The sequence below is a fragment of the Flavisphingomonas formosensis genome (assembly GCF_009755815.1).
Taxonomy (GTDB): Bacteria; Pseudomonadota; Alphaproteobacteria; order Sphingomonadales; family Sphingomonadaceae; genus Flavisphingomonas; species Flavisphingomonas formosensis.
On the sequence record NZ_WRPK01000012.1, the window covers coordinates 203,532 to 223,783 of the forward strand.

Sequence of the window (20,252 nt, forward strand, 5' to 3'; positions counted from 1 at the left end):
GTCAGGCCGGGCGGTTCGCTCCGCCGCCGTCGAGCACGTCACGGACCTTGTGCGCGAGCTGGGTGACGGTGAACGGCTTGGGCAGGAAGGCGACGCCGGCATCGAGCATGCCGTTATGGACCACGGCGTTGCGCGTATAGCCGGTGGTGTAGAGCACCTTCAGGTTCGGCCGCATCTCGCGCGCCCGATCGGCGAGCCGCCGCCCGTCCATCTCCGGCATCACGATATCGGTGAAGAGCAGCGCGATGCTGGGCTGCGTATCCAGCATGCGCAGCGCTTCGATCGGCGAAGGCGCGGAGATCGCCGTGTAGCCGAGTTCGCGCAGCGCATCGACGGAGAAATGCCGCACCCGCTGCTCGTCCTCGACGACCAGAATGATCTCGTCCGGCGATCCCATCGGCAGCTCGGCGCCCAGCGGCGGCTGCATGTCCTGCAGCGCCGGGCCCGTATAGCGCGGCATGTAGATCTTCACGGTCGTGCCGTGGCCGAGCTCCGAATAGATGGCCACATGACCACCCGACTGCTTGACGAAGCCGAAGATCTGGCTGAGCCCGAGGCCCGTGCCCTTGCCCACGCTCTTGGTGGTAAAGAACGGATCGAAGGCGCGCTCGATCACTTCGGCCGACATGCCGGTGCCGGTGTCTGTCACGGAGATCAGCACATATTGGCCGGGCTTCACCTCGGCACGCGAGCGCGCATATTCGTCGTCGAGATAGGCGTTCTGCGTCTCGATGGTCAGCCTGCCGCCCTCCGGCATTGCATCGCGCGCATTGACCGCAAGATTGACGATGGCGCTTTCGAGCTGGCTGCTGTCCGCATAGCTCTGCCACAAGCCACCCGCGAGCACCGTCTCGATCACGATCTGTTCGCCCAGCGTCCGCTGCAAAAGCTCGGACATGCTGGCAACGAGGCGATTGGCATCGATCGGCACCGGCGCCAGCGGCTGCTGGCGGGAAAAGGCGAGCAGCCGCGCGGTCAGCGCCGCGGCGCGCTCGGCACCTTCATGGGCATTGTCGAGCAGGCGACCGACTCGCTCCGGCCCTTCCGCAAGCCGCCGCCGGGCGAGATCCAGGCTGCCGATGACGATCGCCAGCATATTGTTGAAATCGTGCGCGATGCCGCCGGTCAGCTGCCCAACCGACTCCATCTTCTGAAGCTGACGGACCCGGCTTTCGGCCTCTTCGCGCGCGCTCATCTCGGAACGCAGCGCCTCCGCGGTGGCATCCGCAAGTGCTCGCGCCTCCTCCGCCGCATCGAAACGGCGCCGTGCATCGCCGATCGTGTACCAGGCGACCGTAGCGACCAGCAGAATCGCCGCGACGAAACCATAGGCGAGCAGCCGGGTGATCCTCTGCTGCACGGCTGAGCGATCTTCGAACAACCGCTCCTCCTCGGTCAGCATCCTTCCCATTTCAGCTTGCACGGCGCTCATGATCGAGCGCCCCTCGCCGCTTGCGATCATTGCCAGCGCGCCGGCTTTGTCGCCTTTCTGATAGAGCTGGGTCGAATTGCGGGCGAAGGCGATCTTGCGCGCGATGATCGGCGCCAGCCGTTCCACGTTCGTCCGCTGCAGCGGATTATCGACGGTGCTGCGGCGCAGATCGGCGACCTTGGCGTCCAGCGCGTCGATCGCCCGTTCCATCTCAACCAGATAGCGCGTGTCGCCTTCCAGCAGGAAACCGCGGTGCGCCGACTCGATCGTGCGTACGTCGAGTTCGACCTGGGTGATCTCGACTTCCACCTTGATTGAATGAACCGCCCACTGGTTGGTGCGCGTCTGGGTGAAGACCAGGTAGAAGGCCCCGATGACGGCGAGCACGATGAGGCTCAGCCCGGCAAGCGGGAAGAGCGGCAGCGTCTGAGGCGTGCGGATCGTCGCCATCGCGGCGACCTCTCGCCGGATTGATGATGCGACGCAAGAGAAATGGTTGCGTGCGCGTCAATTTATCCTGCCCGCAAAGATACTTCCTAACTATCCTGCAATGCAACGAACACGAGGCCCGCAGCGGGTGCCGACCGCTATCCTGCCGCCTTTACGATGTCCGCCCAGCCGGCTTCGTCGACCACACGGATGCCGAGGTCGCTCGCCTTCTTGAGCTTCGAGCCCGCGCCCGGCCCAGCCACGACAAGATCGGTCTTGGCGGAAACGGATCCCGCGACCTTCGCGCCGAGCGCTTCGGCCTGAGCCTTCGCCTCATCACGCGACAGCGTCTCCAGGCTGCCGGTGAAAACCACCGTCTTGCCCGATACCTCCGATGCGCGGGTTTCGTGCACCACGTCCGCCGGCGAGACCTGATCGAGCAGCGCCGCCACCGCTTCGGCATTGTGCGGCTCGGCGAAGAAATCGATCAGCGCGAGTGCCACTTCCGGCCCCACGCCCGGCGTCTCGGCGATGGCCGCGAGCTCCTTGGCCTGGCGCGCGAGAAACTTCTCGTCCGTCTCGCCGACTGCCTGGACGAGTGCGTCGCGCGCCGCGATGGCGCGGTCCACCATCGCGCGAAGCTCCGCCCAGCTCCGGTAGCGCCGGGCGAGATCGCGTGCGGTGACCTCGCCGACATGGCGGATGCCGAGCGCGAACAGGAAACGGTCGAGCGGCGGATTGCGCTTGGCGTCGATCGCCGCGATCAGATTCGCCGCAGAAACCTCCGCCCAGCGCTCGCGCGTGAGCAGCGTCTCCTTGGTCAGGCGGTAGATGTCGGCAGGCGCCTGGATCAGGCCGTCCTTGAAGAAGCTCTCGATATGAACGATCCCCAGCCCCTCGATATCGAGGGCGTGACGCGAGGCGAAATGGCGCAGCCGCTCGACGCGCTGGGCCGGACAGATCAGCCCGCCGGTGCAGCGATAATCGACTTCGCCGGGCTCGCGCTCGGCGGCCGAGCCGCATTCCGGGCAGACCTCCGGGAAGGGCCAGGTCCCCCGCGTCTCATCGCGCGACAGATTCTCGACGATCTGCGGGATCACATCGCCAGCGCGCTGCACGACGACGCGGTCGCCCGGCCACACGTTCAGACGTCCGATCTCGTCGGCATTGTGCAGCGTCGCATTGGTGACGACGACGCCGCCCACCGTCACCGGCTCGAGCCGCGCGACGGGGGTGAGCTTACCGGTGCGGCCGACCTGGATGTCTATCGCGTGCAGCGTGGTCTGCGCCTTCTCCGCCGGGAATTTATGCGCCATCGCCCAGCGCGGCGCGCGCGCGACGAAACCCAGCCGCTGCTGCCAGTCCAGCCGGTCGACCTTGTAGACGACGCCGTCGATGTCGAACGGCAGGCCGGAGCGCTTGGCCTCGATGCGGCGATAATGGGCCAGCATGGCTTCGATACCGTCGCAGCGGACGAAATCGTCCGAGACCGGCAGCCCCCAGGCGGCGATCGCACGCATCACGTCATATTGCGTCTCGCCGGGTACCGCCGACGCCTCTCCCCAGCCGTGGGCGAGGAACCGCAACGGCCGCGACGCAGTGACCGACGCATCCTTCTGGCGCAGCGATCCGGCCGCGGCATTGCGCGGATTGGCGAACTGCCGCGCCCTGCTTTCGTCGCCGGCAGCGCGCGCTTCCTCGAGCAGCCGCATGTTGAGCGCGGCGAAATCGGCCTTGGCCATATAGACCTCGCCGCGAACCTCGAACACATCGGGCGCCTCGCCAGGCAGCTGGTGCGGAATATCGCCGATGGTGCGGACATTGGGTGTCACGTCCTCACCGGTCGTACCGTCGCCGCGCGTCGCCGCGAGCACGAGCCGTCCCTTCTCGTAACGCAGCGAGCATGACAGGCCGTCGATCTTGGGTTCGGCGGTCATCACCACCGGCTCCTCATCGCCCAATCGCAGGAAACGCCGAACGCGATCGACGAAATCGGCGACGTCCTCGTCCGAAAAGGCATTGTCGAGACTGAGCATCGCACGCGCATGAGCAACTTTGGCGAGCGGCGACGTGCTGGTCGCGCCGACCGTCCGGCTCGGCGAATCCGGCCGCACCAGATCGGGATGTGCCGCCTCGAGCTCGGAATTGCGCCGCATGAGCGCATCATAGTCAGCGTCGGAAATCTCCGGCGCATCCTGGTCATGATAGAGGCGGTTGTGCCGGGCGATCTCGGCGGCGAGCCATTCCAGCTCTTCTGCGGGGCTTGCGAACGTGGCCATGGCGCATCGCTACGGGATCGATCGGGATGCGACAAGCCGTGCGCACTGCATTCCCCTGAGCGTCGGCATTGGAGAAAGGATTGCCGGTTCGAACCCATTCATTCCCCTTGAGGGAGGGATATGGAAGGCGCGTTGACGCGCCGCAGCATGATGCATATGCATCATATATGATCCCTTTTCCCACAGCCTCCTGTGTTTGCACCGCGTTGAAGAAGGCGTCACGCGCGGTCTCCCGCTGCTATGACGAGGCGCTGGCCGGCACTCAGCTCACCACCGCGCAATTCGCCCTGATCCGCAACCTCGCCCGCAACGGCGAGATGCCACTGAGTCGACTCGCCGAAGCGATGGTGATGGACCGCACCTCGCTCTATCGCGCGCTCGAGCCGCTGACCCGCGAGGGCTGGATCGCGATCGCGCCGCAGGCCGGGCGGGCCAAATCGGCGGCGGTCACGCCGGAGGGCATGGCGGTGATGGAGAACGCTACGAAGGCTTGGGAAAGCGTGCAGCAAATGGTGATCGAGCGGCTCGGCATGTCCCGCTGGGAGGCGCTGCAGGCGCTGCTGACGGAGGTTACCGATGCAGCCCGCTGAGCCGAGCGCCAAACGCCGCGCGCGGGTGATCCCGCTGCCTGCGCACGCCTATGCCTGGGCGGTCGTCGCGGTCACCTTCATGGCATTGCTCGTTTCCGCCGGACTGCGCTCGACAACGGGCGTGATCATGGTGCCGCTGGAGCTGCATTTCGGCTGGGACCGCGCGACCATCTCCTTCACCGCAGCGCTCGGCATCTTCCTCTACGGGCTTGTCGGCCCGTTCGCGGCGGCGCTGATGCAGTCGATCGGCATCCGCCGCACCATGCTCGCCGGTCTCGGGCTGATGGCTGCCTCCACCTTCGCCAGCCTGTGGATGACGCAGCCCTGGCACTATCTGCTGAGCTGGGGCGTGCTCTCCGGCATCGGCTCGGGTGCGGTGGCCTCCGTGCTCGGCGCCGCGGTGGTCAATCGCTGGTTCGCAACCCGGCAAGGCCTGGTGATGGGCATGCTGAGCGCAAGCACGGCGACCGGCGCGCTCATCTTCCTGCCATTCCTCGCCTGGCTGTCGCAGGGCGGCGCATGGAAGCCGGTGGTGCTGACCGTCAGCCTCGCCTGCCTGGCGCTCATCCCCTTCGTCGCCTTCTGCGTGCCCGAACATCCGGGCGATGTCGGCACCAGCCGGCACGGCGAGATCGGCGGCAATGCCCCGGGCTCGCCGATGAAGCAGGCGGCGACCGCCTCGCTGGCCATCGCCGCGCTGGTCCGAGCCGCGCGCAAGCCGATGTTCTGGCTGCTGTTCGGTACCTTCTTCGTCTGCGGCCTCACCACCAACGGCCTCGTCGGCACGCACCTCATCGCCTTTTGCGGCGATCACGGCATCGCGCCGGTGAAGGCGGCGGGGCTGCTCTCACTGATGGGACTCTTCGATCTGGTCGGCACCACCGCGTCCGGCTGGCTGACCGACCGCTACGATCCGCGGCGCTTGCTGTTCGTCTATTACGGTCTCCGCGGCCTCTCGCTGATCGCCCTGCCCTTCCTGGATTTCGGCACCGCCAGCCTTACCGTCTTCGCCATTTTCTACGGGCTCGACTGGATCGCCACGGTTCCGCCGACCGTGAAGCTCGCCAATCTCCATTTCGGCGAGCGCGATGCCCCGATCGTTTTCGGCTGGATCGCGGTAGGGCACCAGCTCGGTGCCGCTGCAGCGGCCTTTGGTGCCGGCCTGATCCGCGAAGCGACCGGCAGCTACCTGCCTGCGTTCGTGATCGCGGGGGGGTTCGGGGTGCTGGCGGCGCTCTTCATCCTGGCAATGCAGAGTCGGCAAGCTGGGCCGGCGATCGCACATCCTTGAGGCAAGCCAGGTGATATGTGAATCGCCCGGCTTGCTCTAAGCCTTTGCCGTTGCATCGTTTCTGCGGAAAACCGCTTCCCGCTTTCCGCACGATGATCTAGACGGCGAACCTGTCCTTCGGAACATGGGTGATCCGGCAGGCGAGGTCAGCCTCGCCCGAGGCCACCACATAATGATCGCCACCATCCGCAATGCCGGTGGTGAACACCACGTCGCGTATGTAGAGTTGATGCTCTATCGGCCGCGTCAGCTCCGGATTCGCTTCCAGCAGCGGCTGATGGCGGCTGTGCAGGACACAGCTGGGATCGTCCCGATCAAGGATCGACCAGTAGGTGCGATAGACGCCGACGATCTCCTTGGGTTCCACCCCGTGCCACAGGCTGAGCCAGCCGCGCTCGGTCAGGATCGGCGGCGCTCCGCCACCCATGCGTGCGGTGGCCAGCGTGTTAGCATGGGGCCGGATACCTGGCTTCGCATACGGCCTCCAGTGCAGTGCATCGGGTGAGGTCGCAAGATTGATCGACGGCCCGGCCCGCCATTCGCTGCCGGGCGGATACGCGAAATAGAGATCGCCGAGCGGCCGGGTCTGGGCCCAATATTGGCCGTCGATCAACCCTTCGAAGATCAGCATATCCTTATTCTGGTGATCCAGCACGATCGCCTCGAACCGCCAATCGAGCCCGTCCGTTGAGCTGTAGAGCGTGGTCGAATGCCGTTCCGGGCTCACCGAGCAGGTCGTCATCCAATAACGCTCGCCGACCCTGCTGATCCGCGCATCCTCGACGCCATAGCATTGGAAACCGTAGCGCGGAGCGATCGCGCGATCATAGTGCATCGTCACCACCGCAAGCCCGTCGGGCGAGAGCTCGACCGGCAGCAGCCAGGAGAGCGACGTCAGCGCCATGACCTTCCAGCCACCGCCGCGAAGCATGAACTTGCGCGGATCGGCGGTGTCCACTTGCTCCAGCGGCCAGGCGTCAAGCACATAGCGGCCGGCGCTCTCGTCCGCCGCATCGTCATCCGTCCAGCGGATGGAATGAACGTGGCCGCCCCGGATCGGTTCGCGCAGCGCCTCGGCAACGCGCACCATGATCAGCAGATTGCCATTGGCAAGCCGTGTCAGACCGGGGTTGAACGCGCCCAGGACGTAGGTTTCGGCATCGAGATGGCCGGCCAGCGGCGATCGCCTAAGATCGATGTCGTCGGGAACCAGCACGAGCCGATCGGTCGCGTAGCGCACCGCTGCGCCGCCCTGTGGATGAGGAAGATCGGCCATGCGAAGGCGTCCTGTGCTGTCGTTTCGGCAAGGACGCGAGGCCGGGCCGGATGTTCCGCGGGCGATCGCACGCGCGACAGGATAACCGCTCCGGCCGGCAGCATGGCCTGATATGCGGTCCACTCAGTTCGTGATGCATCGGGGCCGATTCGCTCGAGCGTCGAACGGGCTGACACCGGGTTCGACGGGGATCGACTCATCGAACCCTGGCAAGAGGGTTTGCCATGCCGCTACGCCTGATCCTGCCCCTCGCCCATCGTGCCGCCCGCCTCTGGTGGTTCTTGCGGCGGCCGCGAACTTTCGGCGTGCGCGCGATCGCGCTGACGCCTGCTGGAGAGATCGTGCTCGTCCGCCACAGCTATCTGCCCGGCTGGTATTGTCCCGGCGGCGGCCGCAGGCGATCCGAAGATGCGCAAGCCGCGGCGCTGCGGGAGTTACGCGAGGAAATAGGCATGATCGCGCATGGCGAGGTCCGTTTCCTGCAGGACTATTTCGTGCTGCAGCACCACAAGCGCGACACCGTCTCCTGGTTCATCGTACGCGACGTACGATTCGCACCACGCCGCTCTTTGGAAATTGCCGAGGTCCGCAGCTACGCTTTGGACGCGCTCCCCGCAGGAATGCCAACCATTGTGCGCGAACGCGTGCTTGCCGCCTTGAAACTTGTTCCATGATTCAGATCGATTCAACTTATCCACAGGCCGGCTGACCGCAAAATGAGCATAAGATGCGCTCGATCGCTGGGGAGGTTAATGCCGATTGCGCGGAATTCAGCCTATATGGATCCAATCACAGCATATTCCATGCCATAGGAAACGGGTTCGCATTGATCACGACACGTCGCTCCTTCCTGCGCTCCGCGGCTGTTGCAGGTGCCGCGGTGGCCTTCGCTCCATCAGCCTTCGCCGAAGGTCTCGGCAGCACCGAATTGTTCAGCAGCGCCGCGCTGTTCCGGCGGGCCGCAATGGAACTGAGCCGGGTCGGCGCCTCCATTCCACAGCGCGACATAGTGGGGATCGCTGACTTTTCGCGCACTTCGGATCAGCCGCGCTTCCATCTGCTCGACATGGAAGGCGGCACGGTCAGCAGCTTCCTCGTCGCGCACGGCCGCGGTTCGGATCCGGAGCATAGCGGCTGGGTGCATAATTTCTCGAACGGCATCGGATCGCTGGCGAGCTGTCAGGGCGCCTTCCGCACGTCGGGCTATTATGTCGGCGCCCATGGCCGCTCGATGCGGCTGATCGGGATGGATCCCAGCAACAACAATGCCGAGGCGCGGGCGATCGTCGTCCACGGCGCCTGGTATGTCAGCCGCGACATGGCACGGGATCGCGGCAAGATCGGCCGCAGCGAAGGCTGCTTCGCGGTTTCGGAAGCCGATCTGGTGCAGGTGCTGCAGCGGCTCGGCCCGAACCGCCTGCTGATCTCGGCCAAGCTCTGAGCTTTGGGGCGGCCGGGAGCGCCATGCTCCCGGAGACCTGCTTCGCAGGGCCGCCACCCTATCTGGCAGGCTTGTTGATCGCGTAGATCATCGTCACCGTGCGCCTGCGCGGCACCTGGCCGACGAGATGATAGTTCCGCGCCAGATAGCCGCGCATCAGCGCATTGGCGACGGGGTTCTCATATTTTTCCTTCTCGGACCGGGTGTCGACAACGACGGACGGCCGTCCCCGCATGATGCGTCGGATCTCCGCCAGAGGATCGACGCCGATCGCGCCCGCTTCCCGCGTCAGGTTGAGATGCGGCGCGAAGGCATAGCGGCTCGGATAGCAGGACGGGACGACATAATAGAGGATCGTTTCGCCGTCATACACATAGAGGCAGTTGGTCAGATGCGGCCGGATCGCGGCCACCATCGCATCCAGCGACGCCTGGGTTCCGCGCCTTTTCTTCACCGCCTGCGCGAAGCCGAAATAGGCGATTGCGCCCGCCAGCAGCAGGACTGTCGCCGCGATACGGCCGATATACCCTCGCCGGACGAAGAAGAGCGGCCCGCAGGCTGCCGCGATCGGCGCCATCAGTGGCAGCGCATAGTGATCGAAGAAGGTGCCGAAAGCGAAATAGCCGAAGAAGGCGGCGCCCAGCCACATCATGACGAAGCAGAAGGCACGCACGCCTTGAGGAAAACTCCGCCAAGATTCGAGCACGACCGAAAGCAGCACCCCTACGAGCGGCAGAGCGAGCACGGCAAAAGTGTCGCCGAGCCGGCTTCCGAGATCCTTCCAGCTCGTCCCGCCGCGCGCGCTGATCGAGAAGAAATTGGCGTAGAGGAAGGCATCGGCCTGCCCGCGCAACGCGTAATAGCCGAACGCCAGTGCCGTCGGCAGCAGCGCCATCGCAATCCACAGCGCCCCATCCACCAGCAGTGCCGCGATGCCGATGCGCGCGCGCCACGCCATGACAAGATAGAGGATGCCGAAAAAGACGCCTTCGAAGACCGCAGAATATTTGATCTGCATCGCCAGGCCGACGAGCACCATGGTGATCAGCCCGTCGCGGCGGATGCGCGCGCGGCTCGGCGCTTCGGTCAAGAAGGTGCCGAGCGCGACGAGGGCGGCCGCGGCGACCAGGGGATTGTAGAAGACCGGCGCCTGGCCTCCCATGCCGCCGGCGAGGCCAATCAGCAGAAGATAGAGAATGCCGGTGACGACCGCCGCGGGCAGCGTCGTCATATGGGCCGCGATCCGCGCAATGATGATAGCCGTCGCCGCGGCGAAGAGCGTCGCGACGACCTGATACTGGACGAAGCCGGCACCGCCGAGTTCACGAATGGCGGCGTAGATCAGGAACAGCCCGATCGGCTTGCGGTCCCAGATGTCGACATAAGGCAATGCCCCGTGGAGCATGCGATCGCCGACGAGCAGATAGAAATCCTCATCCACGTGCAGCAGCGGATTGCCGAACTGCCACATGCGGATGAGAAAGGCCGCGGCAACGAGAATGGCCGCTGCGATCCACCATTCGCGCCGTCCGGCCGCAATGCCGGCACGATTGCCATAGACTGTTCCGCGGGCCTCGCCGGGCCCGCCAAACCCCGTTTGCGTAATCGTCATCTTATGGGTGTCAGCTCACTGCCGAAGCCAGCGGCCGGCGCCAGGTGAAGATCGAGGAAACGAGGAAATTCCATCCCGTCCCGACCAGCGCCCCGGCCGCACCGGCCAGCCACCAGCGATGATCCGACCAGAAGACCACCGAACCGACGCCGACATTGGCGAATGCGCCCATCCCGCAAATGCCGTAGAAACTCAGCGCGCCGGTGAACAGGCGCCAGCCGCGCAACCGGCAGTCACGATAGGTGATGGCGTTGTTGAGCAGGAAGTTTGACCCGATCGCCACCGCCACCGCCACCGCCTGGGCGGCCGCGAAGCCGAGTGAAGGAAGCAGCAGCCGGAGCAAAGCGAGATTGACGATGAGCCCGATGCTGCCGACGATGCTGAACGAGATGAGGCGGACCGAGAGCAACCGCCGGAGCCCGGCAGCCACCAGCAGGCGAAGATACGAGACGGCGACGCCCGGGCTCAATTTGCTGCGGCCGGCGACGCGAGTGCGGAACACATAAGGGAATTCGGCGACACGCAGGCGGCGCGGCGCGGAGCTCAATATGTCCATGAGGATCTTGAAGCCCTGTCCCTTGAGACGCGGGGCGACGTCTACGATCAGATCCTGGCGCATCACGAAGAAGCCGCTGAGCGGATCCTCGACGTCGCTGCCGATCGCAGCCTGCGCGAGCACGGTGGCAAAGCGACTCGTCTTCAGCCGCTTTTGCGACCAGGTGCCACACGAACCGCTGCTGTGGTAGCGCGAACCGATGGCGACATCGAGCTTGCCGCTGGATACGGCTGCAACCATCTCCGGCAGGATGCCTTCGTCGTGCTGCATGTCCGCATCGATCAGCGCGACGACGGGGGCAGTGGTAGAGAGCATGCCTTCGATCGCAGCCGAAGCGAGGCCACGGCGGCCGCAACGACGCAGCAGCCGGATGTCGCTGCGCTGGCGGGCCAGCTCGGCGATCACCTCGGGAGTTCCGTCGGTCGACCAGTCGTCGACGAAGATCAACTCGGCATTGATGTTCGCCAATGCAGCATCGAGCGCGGCCACCAGCGGCACGATATTGTCGCGCTCGTTGAGGGTCGGAATGACGACCGCCAATTCTATGTCGCTGGCTGGGAAGGAATCGAGCCGAACCTTGCGGTCATACGGGGTTACCAACAGACTCGCTGCGCTGCTCATCAAATACCCTCGGATTGCGGCTCGAATAGGCTGCCGCTGAAGCGACCTTTCAATGGGAATGTTGCAAGCATATGTCGATAGATATCCCCTTTGACACCGGGCATATCGGCGCTGCAAGGCGAATGCAACGCGCCGAAATGCCGTGGGATCAATGCCATATCGGCTTTAGAAGCATTTCGCCGCAGCCCGACAGCGGCTGGTCGCTCGCACCAGATTATTGCGTCGATGGACCGTGCAACGAAAACGTCACGTCGAATGCGCGCGCTGCGCCTCTGCGGCGCAACGTCCAAAATTGGCGACACGTGGCTCACTTCCTTCCGAAGAGCTTCTCGATATCAGCGCTCGCCAGCTTCACCCAGGTCGGGCGGCCATGATTGCATTGACCGGAATGGGGCGTCACTTCCATCTCCCGAAGCAGAGCGTTCATCTCTGAGACGGAGAGGATGCGCCCGGCCCTTACCGACCCGTGGCACGCCATCGTCGCGGCGACATGATCAAGCCGCTCGCGCAGCGACAACGCAGCATCGTGCGCCGCCAGATCGTCGGCCAGATCGACCACCAACGCCTTGACGTCGTCGGCACCGAGCAACGCGGGCGTGGCGCGCACCAGCACGGCGTGCGGCCCGAAACGCTCCAGCTCAAGCCCCATCTCCGCCAATTCGGGAATGCGCGCCTCCAGCCGATCGCATGCCGGCTCGTCCAGTTCGACCACCTCGGGCAGCAGTAGTGCCTGGCGAGCGACGCCGCCATCCGCCAAGGCGCGCCGCATCCGTTCCAGCACCAGCCGCTCATGGGCGGCATGCTGATCGACCAGAATCAACCCGTCCTCGGTTTCGGCGACGATATAGGTCGCCGCCACCTGCCCGCGCGCGACGCCGAGCGGATGGCGAACCGCCTCGGGGATCGGAGCGGTTGCCGGTTCGGCGCGCGCGGCCGGCGCGCTGTCGAAGGAAAGGTGCTGATCGCGAAACAGATCGCCTTTCGGCCGCGCCGGCGCCCAGTTCGAACCGGACGGCGCAGAGGCGCGAAAGGCGGGACCGCCGACGGCCGCAGGCGCTGCCGGCCGTTCGGCTTGCCAGTTGCCCAGCGCGGCGACGGACGGACGCTGAGCGCTGCGATGCCCGGCTTCATCGAGCGCGGCGCGCAATCCGCCAACGATCAGCCCGCGTACCAGCCCCGAATCCCGGAAACGTACCTCGCTTTTGGCCGGGTGCACGTTGACGTCCACCTCCGTGCCGGGAAGATCGATGAACAGCGCAACCACAGGGTGGCGATCGCGCGCCAGCAGATCCTGATAGGCACCCCGCACCGCTCCCACCAGCAAGCGATCGCGCACCGGGCGACCGTTGACGAACAGGAACTGATGGTCGGCTATGCCGCGGTTGAAGGTGGGCAGGCCGGCGACGCCACCGAGCCGGACGCCGCCGCGCTGATAGTCGATCCCGACGCTATTCTCCGCCAGCGCACGGTCGGTGAGCGCAGCGACCCGTTCCGCCCTGCTTTCGCCCGGCGCGACGGCGAGCGCCCGGCGCCCGTCATGCTCGACGGTGAAGCCGATGTCCGGCCTCGCCATGGCGAGCCGCTTCACCATGTCCAGACAGGCGGCATATTCCGACCGCTCCGAGCGCAGGAACTTGCGACGGGCAGGAACCTTGTCGAACAGACCTTCCACCCGGATCCGCGTGCCAGGCGGAAGCGCGGCCGGTCCTTCGCCCTCCAGTCGACCATTGTCGATCGTACGCGACCAGCCGTCGGCGCCTCGTATCCGGCTTTCCATGGTGAGTCGCGCCACGCTGGCTATGGACGGCAGCGCCTCGCCGCGAAATCCGAGCGTCTCGACCAGTTCGATGGCATCGTCCGGCAGCTTCGAGGTCGCATGCCGTTCCAGCGACAGGGCCATGTCGGCCGGGGTCATGCCGCACCCGTCGTCGATCACCTCGATGCGCGAGATGCCCCCGTCCCCCAGCGCGATCGCGATGCGCGTGGCCCCTGCATCGATGGCGTTCTCGACCAGCTCCTTCAGCGCGCTGGCCGGCCTTTCCACCACTTCGCCGGCCGCGATACGATTGACCAGATGTTCGGGCAGACGGCGTATTGACATGGGGCAAGCTCTAGCCCAAGCGGCGGCATCCTGCGACCCAGCAAAATCCGTTAAGGATTCTATCACTGAAGGGGGAGGCCGCGGGCTCTTCGGGACCATATGGGTTTACAGATGTTGTTCACGCGCTTGTTCAAATTCATGTCGCACGACATGGCGATCGACCTCGGCACCGCCAACACGCTCGTCTATCTGCGGGGTCGCGGAATCGTGCTCAACGAGCCGTCGGTGGTTGCGATCGAGACGATCAACGGCGTCCGCCGGGTGAAGGCCGTCGGCGACGACGCCAAGCTGATGATGGGCAAGACACCGCACTCGATCGAAGCGATCCGTCCGCTGCGTGACGGCGTGATCGCGGACATCGACGTGGCCGAGCAGATGATCAAATATTTCATCCAGAAGGTCCATGGACAGCGCCGCTTCCCCCGCTGGCCGGAGATCGTGATCTGCGTCCCCTCGGGCTCCACCTCCGTCGAGCGGCGCGCCATTCGGGACGCGGCGTCCAATGCCGGGGCCAGTCAGGTGTTCCTGATCGAGGAGCCTATGGCCGCCGCGATCGGCGCCGACATGCCGGTGACCGAGCCGATCGGATCGATGGTCGTCGACATCGGCGGCGGCACGACCGAGGTAGCCGTGCTCTCGCTGCGCGGCCTTGCGTACACTACGTCCGTTCGCGTGGGCGGCGACAAGATGGACGAGGCGATCAGCTCCTATGTCCGCCGCAACCACAATCTGCTCATCGGCGAAGCGACGGCCGAGCGGATCAAGCATGAGGTGGGCGTGGCGAAGATGCCGGCCGACGGCAAGGGCCTCGAGTTGCACATCAAGGGCCGCGACCTCGTCAACGGCGTGCCCAAGGAAATCACGATCAACCAGGCGCAGATCGCCGAGGCGCTGGCCGAGCCGGTCGGCACCATCGTCGAGGGCGTGCGCATCGCGCTGGAAAATACCGCGCCCGAGCTCGCCGCCGACATCGTCGACCAGGGCATCGTGCTCACCGGTGGCGGCGCGCTGCTCAAGGATATCGACGAAGTGCTGCGGGAAGAGACCGGCCTGCCCGTCACCGTCGCCGACGATCCCCTGACCTGCGTCGCACTGGGCACCGGCCGCGCGCTGGAAGACCCGATCTTCCGCGGCGTGCTGCAGACCGCCTGAGAGGCGCGGCCAGCCGGCGATGGCGCCGCCTTCCCATCGGCGTCTCGGATTTTCCCGGCGCGCCCAATATGGCCTTTTCCTCGGCTATGTGATCGCCGTGGCCGGTGTGCTCTGCGGGATCGCGCTGATCATCATGGCGCGGTTCGATCCCAAGGGCTTCACCATCCTGCGCGGCGCGGTGCTGGAGATTACCGCGCCCGTGGCCGACGCCGGCCGTGCGGGGGTCCGTTCGGTGCGGTCGGCCAATGACGCGGTCTACGCCTATTTCCGCGCCGGCTCGCAGAATGCGGCGCTGACCGCGGAACTCAAGACGGCGCGCGCCAAGCTGATCCAGGCGCGCGCGATCGCGCGCGAGAACGCCCGGCTCAAGCAATTGCTGCGCATCGCCGACGCGCCGCCCGCGCCGATCGCCGTCACGCGCATCATCGGATCGACCGGCAGCAACAGCCAGCGGCTCGCGACGCTTGCCGCCGGCTCCGCCTCGGGGGTCCATTCAGGCCAGCCGGTGCGCGGGGCCGAAGGACTGATCGGCCGCGTCACCGGCGTCGGCCTCAACTTCTCCTACGTCCTGTTGATCACCGACAGCAGCAGCACGACTCCGATCGTCCTTGCGCGGTCCGGTATCGCCGCGCTGGCGACCGGCACCGGCGACGGGGCACTGGAGCTCAAGACGCTGATCGCCGGCGCCACGCCTTTCCGCCGCGGCGATCTGATCGTCACGTCCGGCGCGGGCGGCATCTATCCGCCGAACATCCCCGTCGGTGTCGTCATATCAACCGGACGCGACACTGCGATCGCCCGGCCGCTGGCCGATCCATCGCGCCTCGATTTTGCGATGGTGCAGCCGATCTGGCACGTGCCTGCCGTCAAGCTCTCCAAGCCCGTTCCCCAGCCGCGAACCCCATGAACGCGATCCGCACGCCCGACGAGGCGATCGTCGCCCTTCCTGCCCGTGCCTGGATCGTGCCGGTCGCCTCGACCGTCGCGGGCTCGGCGGTCACGGCACTGCTGCCCTATGTGGCGCTGTCGCCCTCGCTGCCGCCCTTCGGCCTGCTCATGCTGCTCGGCTGGCGGCTACTGCGGCCGGAGCTGTGGCGCGTCTGGGTGGCGTTGCCGCTCGGCCTCGCCGACGATCTGCTCACCGGACGGCCGCCCGGCAGCGCGATGACATTGTGGACCTTGCTGTTTCTGATGCTGGACATGGTGGACAGCCGCTTCCTGTGGCGCGATCATTGGCAGGATTGGCTCCTCGCCGCCGTCTCGATCGCATTCGCCATTGCCGGCGGGTGGGCGATCGCCGCATTTCAGGGCGGCGGGGGCACAATATGGGTCGTGATGCCGCAGATCGTGATGACCATCTTCTGTTTCCCGCTGGCCGAGCGGCTGTGCGCGGCGCTCGATCGCTGGCGGCTGCGCTAGGACGATGAAACGCAGCGGCCGCATCATCACCGACAGCGCCCAGGCCTACAGCTTCTCGCGCCGGGCGATGCTGCTCGGCGGCATCCAGGCCGGCGTCGCGACGCTACTGGGCGCGCGCATGGCCTGGCTCTCCGTCGCGGAAAACGCCAAATACCGCACGCTCGCCGAGAGCAACCGGGTGCAGCTCGTCCTCATCCCGCCGCGCCGCGGCTGGATCATCGATCGCTACGGCAAGCCGATCGCGATCAATCGCACCGATTTCCGCGTCGACCTGATCCCGGATCAGCTCCACGACGCGGATCGAGTGATCGCTGCGCTCAAGTCCATCCTCGCTTTGCCCGATGACGAGATCGACCGGATCCGCGAGGATCTCGCCAAGGCGGCCGGCTACCAGCCCGTGCAGGTCGCCGACGACCTCGATTATGAGCATTACGCCGCCATCTCGGTGCGGCTGCCCGAACTGCCGGGCGTGGCGCCGGCACAGGGCTATTCGCGCTATTATCCCACGGGCGCCTCGGTTGGCCATCTCGTCGGTTATGTCGGCGCGCCGTCCGCCAAGGATTATGAGCGCACGCGCGATCCGGTGCTGATCACGCCCGGCTACAAGGTCGGCAAGGAAGGCCTCGAAAAGACGATGGAGGACCGGCTGAAGGGCCAGCCGGGCGCAAAGCGGACGGAAGTGACCGCACGCGGCAAGCTGGTACGCGAGCTCACCACCCGGCCCGAGGTGGTCGGCAAGACGCTGCGCCTCACCGTCGACGCCGGCTTGCAGGATTATGCCGCGCGCCGGCTCGGCACCGATTCCGGCTCGGCAATCGTGCTCGACTGCCTGACCGGCGACATCCTCGCTATGGCATCGATGCCCGCCTATGATCCCAACAGCTTCTCCGATGGCATCAGCCACATGGAGTGGGAGATGCTGTCGACCAACGATCATCACCCGCTGATCAACAAGACGCTGCAGGGCCTCTATCCGCCCGGCTCGACGGTGAAACCGATGAACGCGCTGGCGCTGCTCAGCGCCGGCGTCACGCCCGAGGATACCGTCCAGTGCTCCGGATCCTATCGCGTCGGCAACGGCATATTCCACTGCTGGAGCCGGCGCGGCCATGGCTCCGTCAACATGCGCAAGGCGATCTACCAGAGCTGCGACATCTATTTCTATCATATGAGCCGCCAGGTCGGCATCGCGCCGATCGCCAACATGATGCGCGAACTCGGCCTCGGTGCCGAATATCCATTGCCGGTCGCGTCGCAGCGTTACGGCACCGTGCCGGATGCCGAGTGGAAGAAGCGCAAATATAAGACGGACTGGTCGATCTACGACACGATCAACGCCAGCATCGGCCAGGGCTATGTGCTGGCGAACCCGCTGCAGCTGGCCGTCATGGCCGCGCGGATCGCATCAGGACGCAAGGTCGTGCCGCGCCTGCTGCTCGATCATCCCCATGAAGAGGCGCCGCTGCTCGGCATACCGCAGGACCATCTGCTGACCGTCCACGGCGCGATGAGCGACGTGGTGAACAGCGGCCTCGGCACCGGCGGCCGTGCCAAGATGAACGTGCCGGGAGTGCTCTTGGCCGGCAAGACCGGTACTGCCCAGGTCCGCCGGATCACCATGGCGGAGCGTAAGCGCGGCGTGCTCGGCGATGCCGCCCTCCCCTTCCGCCTGCGCGATCATTCGCTGTTCGTCTGCTTCGCGCCCGTCGACAATCCGCGCTATGCCTGCTCCGTCGTGCTGGAGCATAGTGGCCACATCAGCATCGGCGCGCCGATCGCCAAGGACATCCTCACCTATCTCTACGACAAGGATCAGGCGCTGAAATCGCTCGCCAAGCTGGAAGAAGGCTGGGGCGGCGATGTCAATGCGCGCATGACAAGGCAATATGCGGAGTGGAAAGCCGCCAAGGCCGCGCCTGCCGCGCCAACCGCAACCGCAACCGCGGCGGCCGCCCCCGCTGCCCCTCCACCGGCAGCGGCGGCGCCCGCCGCGGCCAAGCCCGCCGCTCCTGCGCCCGCACAGCCAGCCCCCGCGCCGGAAGTGGACGACTGATGCAGCGTTCGATTGTCCCTGCGCCGCTCGCACGCCTGCCGTGGCGGATGCTCTTCACGGTGATAGCGATCGGCAGCTTCGGCCTGGTCGTGCTCTATTCGGCGGCCGGAGGCAGCATTCGGCCCTGGGCATTCTCGCAGGGCAGCCGGTTCATATTGTTCATCGGCATGGCGATCGCGATGTCGCGGGTGCGCGAGGCGCAGTGGAAGGCGATCGCCTTTCCGGCCTATACTATATTGCTGCTGATGCTGCTCGGCGTCGAGCTGCTCGGCAAGATCAGCGGGGGCAGCCAGCGATGGCTGGATCTCGGCATCATCCGCCTGCAGCCTTCCGAGATGATGAAGCTGGCGATCATCCTCGCCCTTGCCCGCTTCTACGACATATTGCCGGCTGGCGAGATACGGCGCTGGAATGCGATCTGGCCGGCTGCGCTGCTGATCGGCCTGCCCGCGATGCTGATCCTGGTCCAGCCGGATCTCGGCACCGCGCTGATGGTGGTGGCAGGCGGCCTGACCATCACCTTTCTGGCCGGCCTGCCGCTGCGCCTCTATGTCGGCGGGCTGGTCGCCCTGGTGCCCCTCGCCTGGGCCGCCTTCCACACGATGCACGACTATCAGCGCAAGCGCGTGCTGATCTTCCTCGATCCGGAAAGCGACCCGCTCGGCGCCGGCTACCATATCAGCCAGTCCAAGATCGCGATCGGATCGGGCGGCGTGTTCGGCAAGGGCTTCCTGCAGGGTACGCAGAGCCATCTGGACTATCTGCCGGAAGGCCATACCGACTTCGTCTTCGCAACGATGGCCGAGGAATGGGGGCTGATCGGCGGCGTCGGACTGATCTTCGCCTTCCTGATGGTGATCCGCTGGGGAATGAACGTCGCCCACGAATCGCGCAGCCGCTTCGCCCGCCTGACCGCCGCCGGACTCTCGACGACGATCTTCTTCTATGTGGCGATCAACCTGATGATGGTGATGGGCCTGGCGCCGGTCGTCGGCATACCCCTGCCCCTGGTTTCTTTCGGCGGATCGGCGATGATGACCGTGCTGATGTGCCTGGGAATCCTCATGTCGATCGACCGCGACAATCAGGAAAAAAATAATCGTTGAAGAAGCTGTTTACAGCCCCGGAACCCCATGCTAACCGGCGCGCCTCGCAAGGGAAGCCCGGCTTCCTCTGCAGTGTGGACGCATAGCTCAGTTGGTAGAGCAGCTGACTCTTAATCAGCGGGTCCTAGGTTCGAGCCCTAGTGCGTCCACCAATCTTTTCAGTGGGTTACGATTCATTTTTCACAAGATGGAGCCGCGGACGGCTCTGACTGTGACCATTTTTGTGACCTGAGCTTTCCAGCTTTTCCGGGCCTTTGCGGGAATCCGCGTTTGTGACCGGAAAAATCAGCTGGTCGGCATAGGGCTGGAGATGTTTCGCCGACATGTGCGCGTAACGGCGCACCATCGTCTCCGATTTCCACCCCCCCCCCCCAGCTCCTGAAGCACCCAGGTGGGCACGTCACTCTGCCGGAGCCAGCTCGCCCAGGTGTGCCGCAGATCGTGCCAGCGAAATCGGTGATCCCGCAGGCCTTCAAAGCGGCGCGCCAGGCCCGTATGTTCGCCGTGCGGAGCGGCGTGCCCCGATAGGTGAACACATGGGTGTCATGCTTGCCCCGTTGCCGTTCCAGCACGCCGAGAGCGAGATCGTTGAGCGGAACGCGGAGGGCGTCGCCATTCTTCGTATCGCCATGCTCGATCGTCGCCATGCGGCCAAGCGCATCGATCGCAGCCATATCACCACCGCCAAGGCCTACCGGCTAAGCTTCGACACAATCACCGGCGGTCCTAAATGGGCGCAAACGCCGCTTCCCGGCGGCGCGCTGTCGATCCATCGCTAGAGCATTTTGTGATCATACGGGATCATATCCGGCATGGCGGATATAATTCTGACATTCGTGGGCGGGGAAGAGGTCGAGGAGTTGTCCGGTTCGATCCCATAAGGCGTCGCGAGAA

At 65.6% G+C, this 20,252-nt stretch carries 16 protein-coding genes and 1 tRNA gene; 11 read left to right on the plus strand and 6 right to left on the minus strand.

All coding sequences use genetic code 11. From position 1 onward, the window contains the following. Window position 1 precedes the first annotated feature (1 nt). Window positions 2-1,882 carry a CHASE3 domain-containing protein gene (locus tag GQY20_RS27150; RefSeq protein WP_157220302.1) on the minus strand — a complete coding sequence of 627 codons (1,881 nt, stop codon included), beginning with the start codon at window positions 1,880-1,882 and terminating at the stop codon, window positions 2-4. Between the two features lie 137 nt (window positions 1,883-2,019). Next, window positions 2,020-4,140, minus strand: coding sequence for an NAD-dependent DNA ligase LigA (gene ligA / locus GQY20_RS27155; protein ID WP_157220303.1), 2,121 nt, complete (start codon window positions 4,138-4,140; stop codon window positions 2,020-2,022). 167 nt (window positions 4,141-4,307) lie between these two features. On the opposite strand from ligA, the gene GQY20_RS27160 reads away from it, so the two are divergent. After that, window positions 4,308-4,730, plus strand: a complete 423-nt coding sequence (locus GQY20_RS27160) for a MarR family winged helix-turn-helix transcriptional regulator (protein ID WP_157220304.1) — start codon at window positions 4,308-4,310, stop codon at window positions 4,728-4,730. A 79-nt stretch (window positions 4,731-4,809) separates the two neighbouring features. After that, window positions 4,810-6,021 carry an MFS transporter gene (locus GQY20_RS27165; protein ID WP_232476280.1) on the plus strand — a complete coding sequence of 404 codons (1,212 nt, stop codon included), beginning with the start codon at window positions 4,810-4,812 and terminating at the stop codon, window positions 6,019-6,021. Window positions 6,022-6,118: 97 nt separating this feature from the next. On the opposite strand, the gene GQY20_RS27170 is transcribed toward GQY20_RS27165, so the two are convergent. Then, on the minus strand, window positions 6,119-7,297 hold the full coding sequence (locus GQY20_RS27170; protein WP_157220306.1) for a glycoside hydrolase family 130 protein: 1,179 nt from the start codon (window positions 7,295-7,297) through the stop codon (window positions 6,119-6,121). A 224-nt stretch (window positions 7,298-7,521) separates the two neighbouring features. Between GQY20_RS27170 and GQY20_RS27175 the strand changes: the two genes are divergently transcribed. Next, window positions 7,522-7,971 (plus strand): NUDIX domain-containing protein, encoded by a 450-nt coding sequence (locus GQY20_RS27175; RefSeq protein WP_157220307.1) that lies wholly within the window; start codon window positions 7,522-7,524, stop codon window positions 7,969-7,971. 152 nt (window positions 7,972-8,123) lie between these two features. Continuing rightward, window positions 8,124-8,738: a murein L,D-transpeptidase catalytic domain-containing protein gene (locus tag GQY20_RS27180; protein WP_232476277.1), complete on the plus strand. Its 615-nt coding sequence runs from the start codon at window positions 8,124-8,126 to the stop codon at window positions 8,736-8,738. A 58-nt stretch (window positions 8,739-8,796) separates the two neighbouring features. On the opposite strand, the gene GQY20_RS27185 is transcribed toward GQY20_RS27180, so the two are convergent. The 3 genes from GQY20_RS27185 to mutL form a co-directional block, all read right to left on the minus strand. Continuing rightward, window positions 8,797-10,350: a hypothetical protein gene (locus GQY20_RS27185; RefSeq protein WP_157220309.1), complete on the minus strand. Its 1,554-nt coding sequence runs from the start codon at window positions 10,348-10,350 to the stop codon at window positions 8,797-8,799. A gap of 10 nt (window positions 10,351-10,360) precedes the next feature. Further along, window positions 10,361-11,527: a glycosyltransferase gene (locus tag GQY20_RS27190; protein ID WP_157220310.1), complete on the minus strand. Its 1,167-nt coding sequence runs from the start codon at window positions 11,525-11,527 to the stop codon at window positions 10,361-10,363. Window positions 11,528-11,834: 307 nt separating this feature from the next. After that, window positions 11,835-13,628: a DNA mismatch repair endonuclease MutL gene (gene mutL / locus GQY20_RS27195; protein WP_157220311.1), complete on the minus strand. Its 1,794-nt coding sequence runs from the start codon at window positions 13,626-13,628 to the stop codon at window positions 11,835-11,837. Window positions 13,629-13,739: 111 nt separating this feature from the next. Between mutL and GQY20_RS27200 the strand changes: the two genes are divergently transcribed. The 7 genes from GQY20_RS27200 to GQY20_RS32310 all read left to right on the plus strand — a co-directional run bounded on the left by GQY20_RS27200 (window position 13,740) and on the right by GQY20_RS32310 (window position 20,137). Further along, entirely contained in the window at window positions 13,740-14,780 is a 1,041-nt protein-coding gene (locus tag GQY20_RS27200) for a rod shape-determining protein (RefSeq protein WP_157220312.1), read from the plus strand. Between the two features lie 19 nt (window positions 14,781-14,799). Continuing rightward, window positions 14,800-15,687, plus strand: coding sequence for a rod shape-determining protein MreC (gene mreC / locus GQY20_RS27205; protein WP_157220313.1), 888 nt, complete (start codon window positions 14,800-14,802; stop codon window positions 15,685-15,687). Next, complete coding sequence (locus GQY20_RS27210; RefSeq protein ID WP_157220314.1) at window positions 15,684-16,199, plus strand: rod shape-determining protein MreD; 516 nt, start codon at window positions 15,684-15,686, stop codon at window positions 16,197-16,199. The genes mreC and GQY20_RS27210 overlap by 4 nt, the downstream gene beginning before the upstream one ends. A 4-nt stretch (window positions 16,200-16,203) precedes the next feature. Continuing rightward, window positions 16,204-18,252 carry a penicillin-binding protein 2 gene (mrdA, locus tag GQY20_RS27215; protein ID WP_157220315.1) on the plus strand — a complete coding sequence of 683 codons (2,049 nt, stop codon included), beginning with the start codon at window positions 16,204-16,206 and terminating at the stop codon, window positions 18,250-18,252. After that, on the plus strand, window positions 18,252-19,358 hold the full coding sequence (gene rodA, locus GQY20_RS27220; protein WP_198351231.1) for a rod shape-determining protein RodA: 1,107 nt from the start codon (window positions 18,252-18,254) through the stop codon (window positions 19,356-19,358). The genes mrdA and rodA overlap by 1 nt, the downstream gene beginning before the upstream one ends. Before the next feature lie 76 nt (window positions 19,359-19,434). Beyond that, window positions 19,435-19,510: transfer RNA gene (locus GQY20_RS27225), tRNA-Lys, on the plus strand. 384 nt (window positions 19,511-19,894) lie between these two features. Further along, window positions 19,895-20,137 (plus strand): hypothetical protein, encoded by a 243-nt coding sequence (locus tag GQY20_RS32310; protein ID WP_198351232.1) that lies wholly within the window; start codon window positions 19,895-19,897, stop codon window positions 20,135-20,137. Window positions 20,138-20,252: the final 115 nt, after the last annotated feature.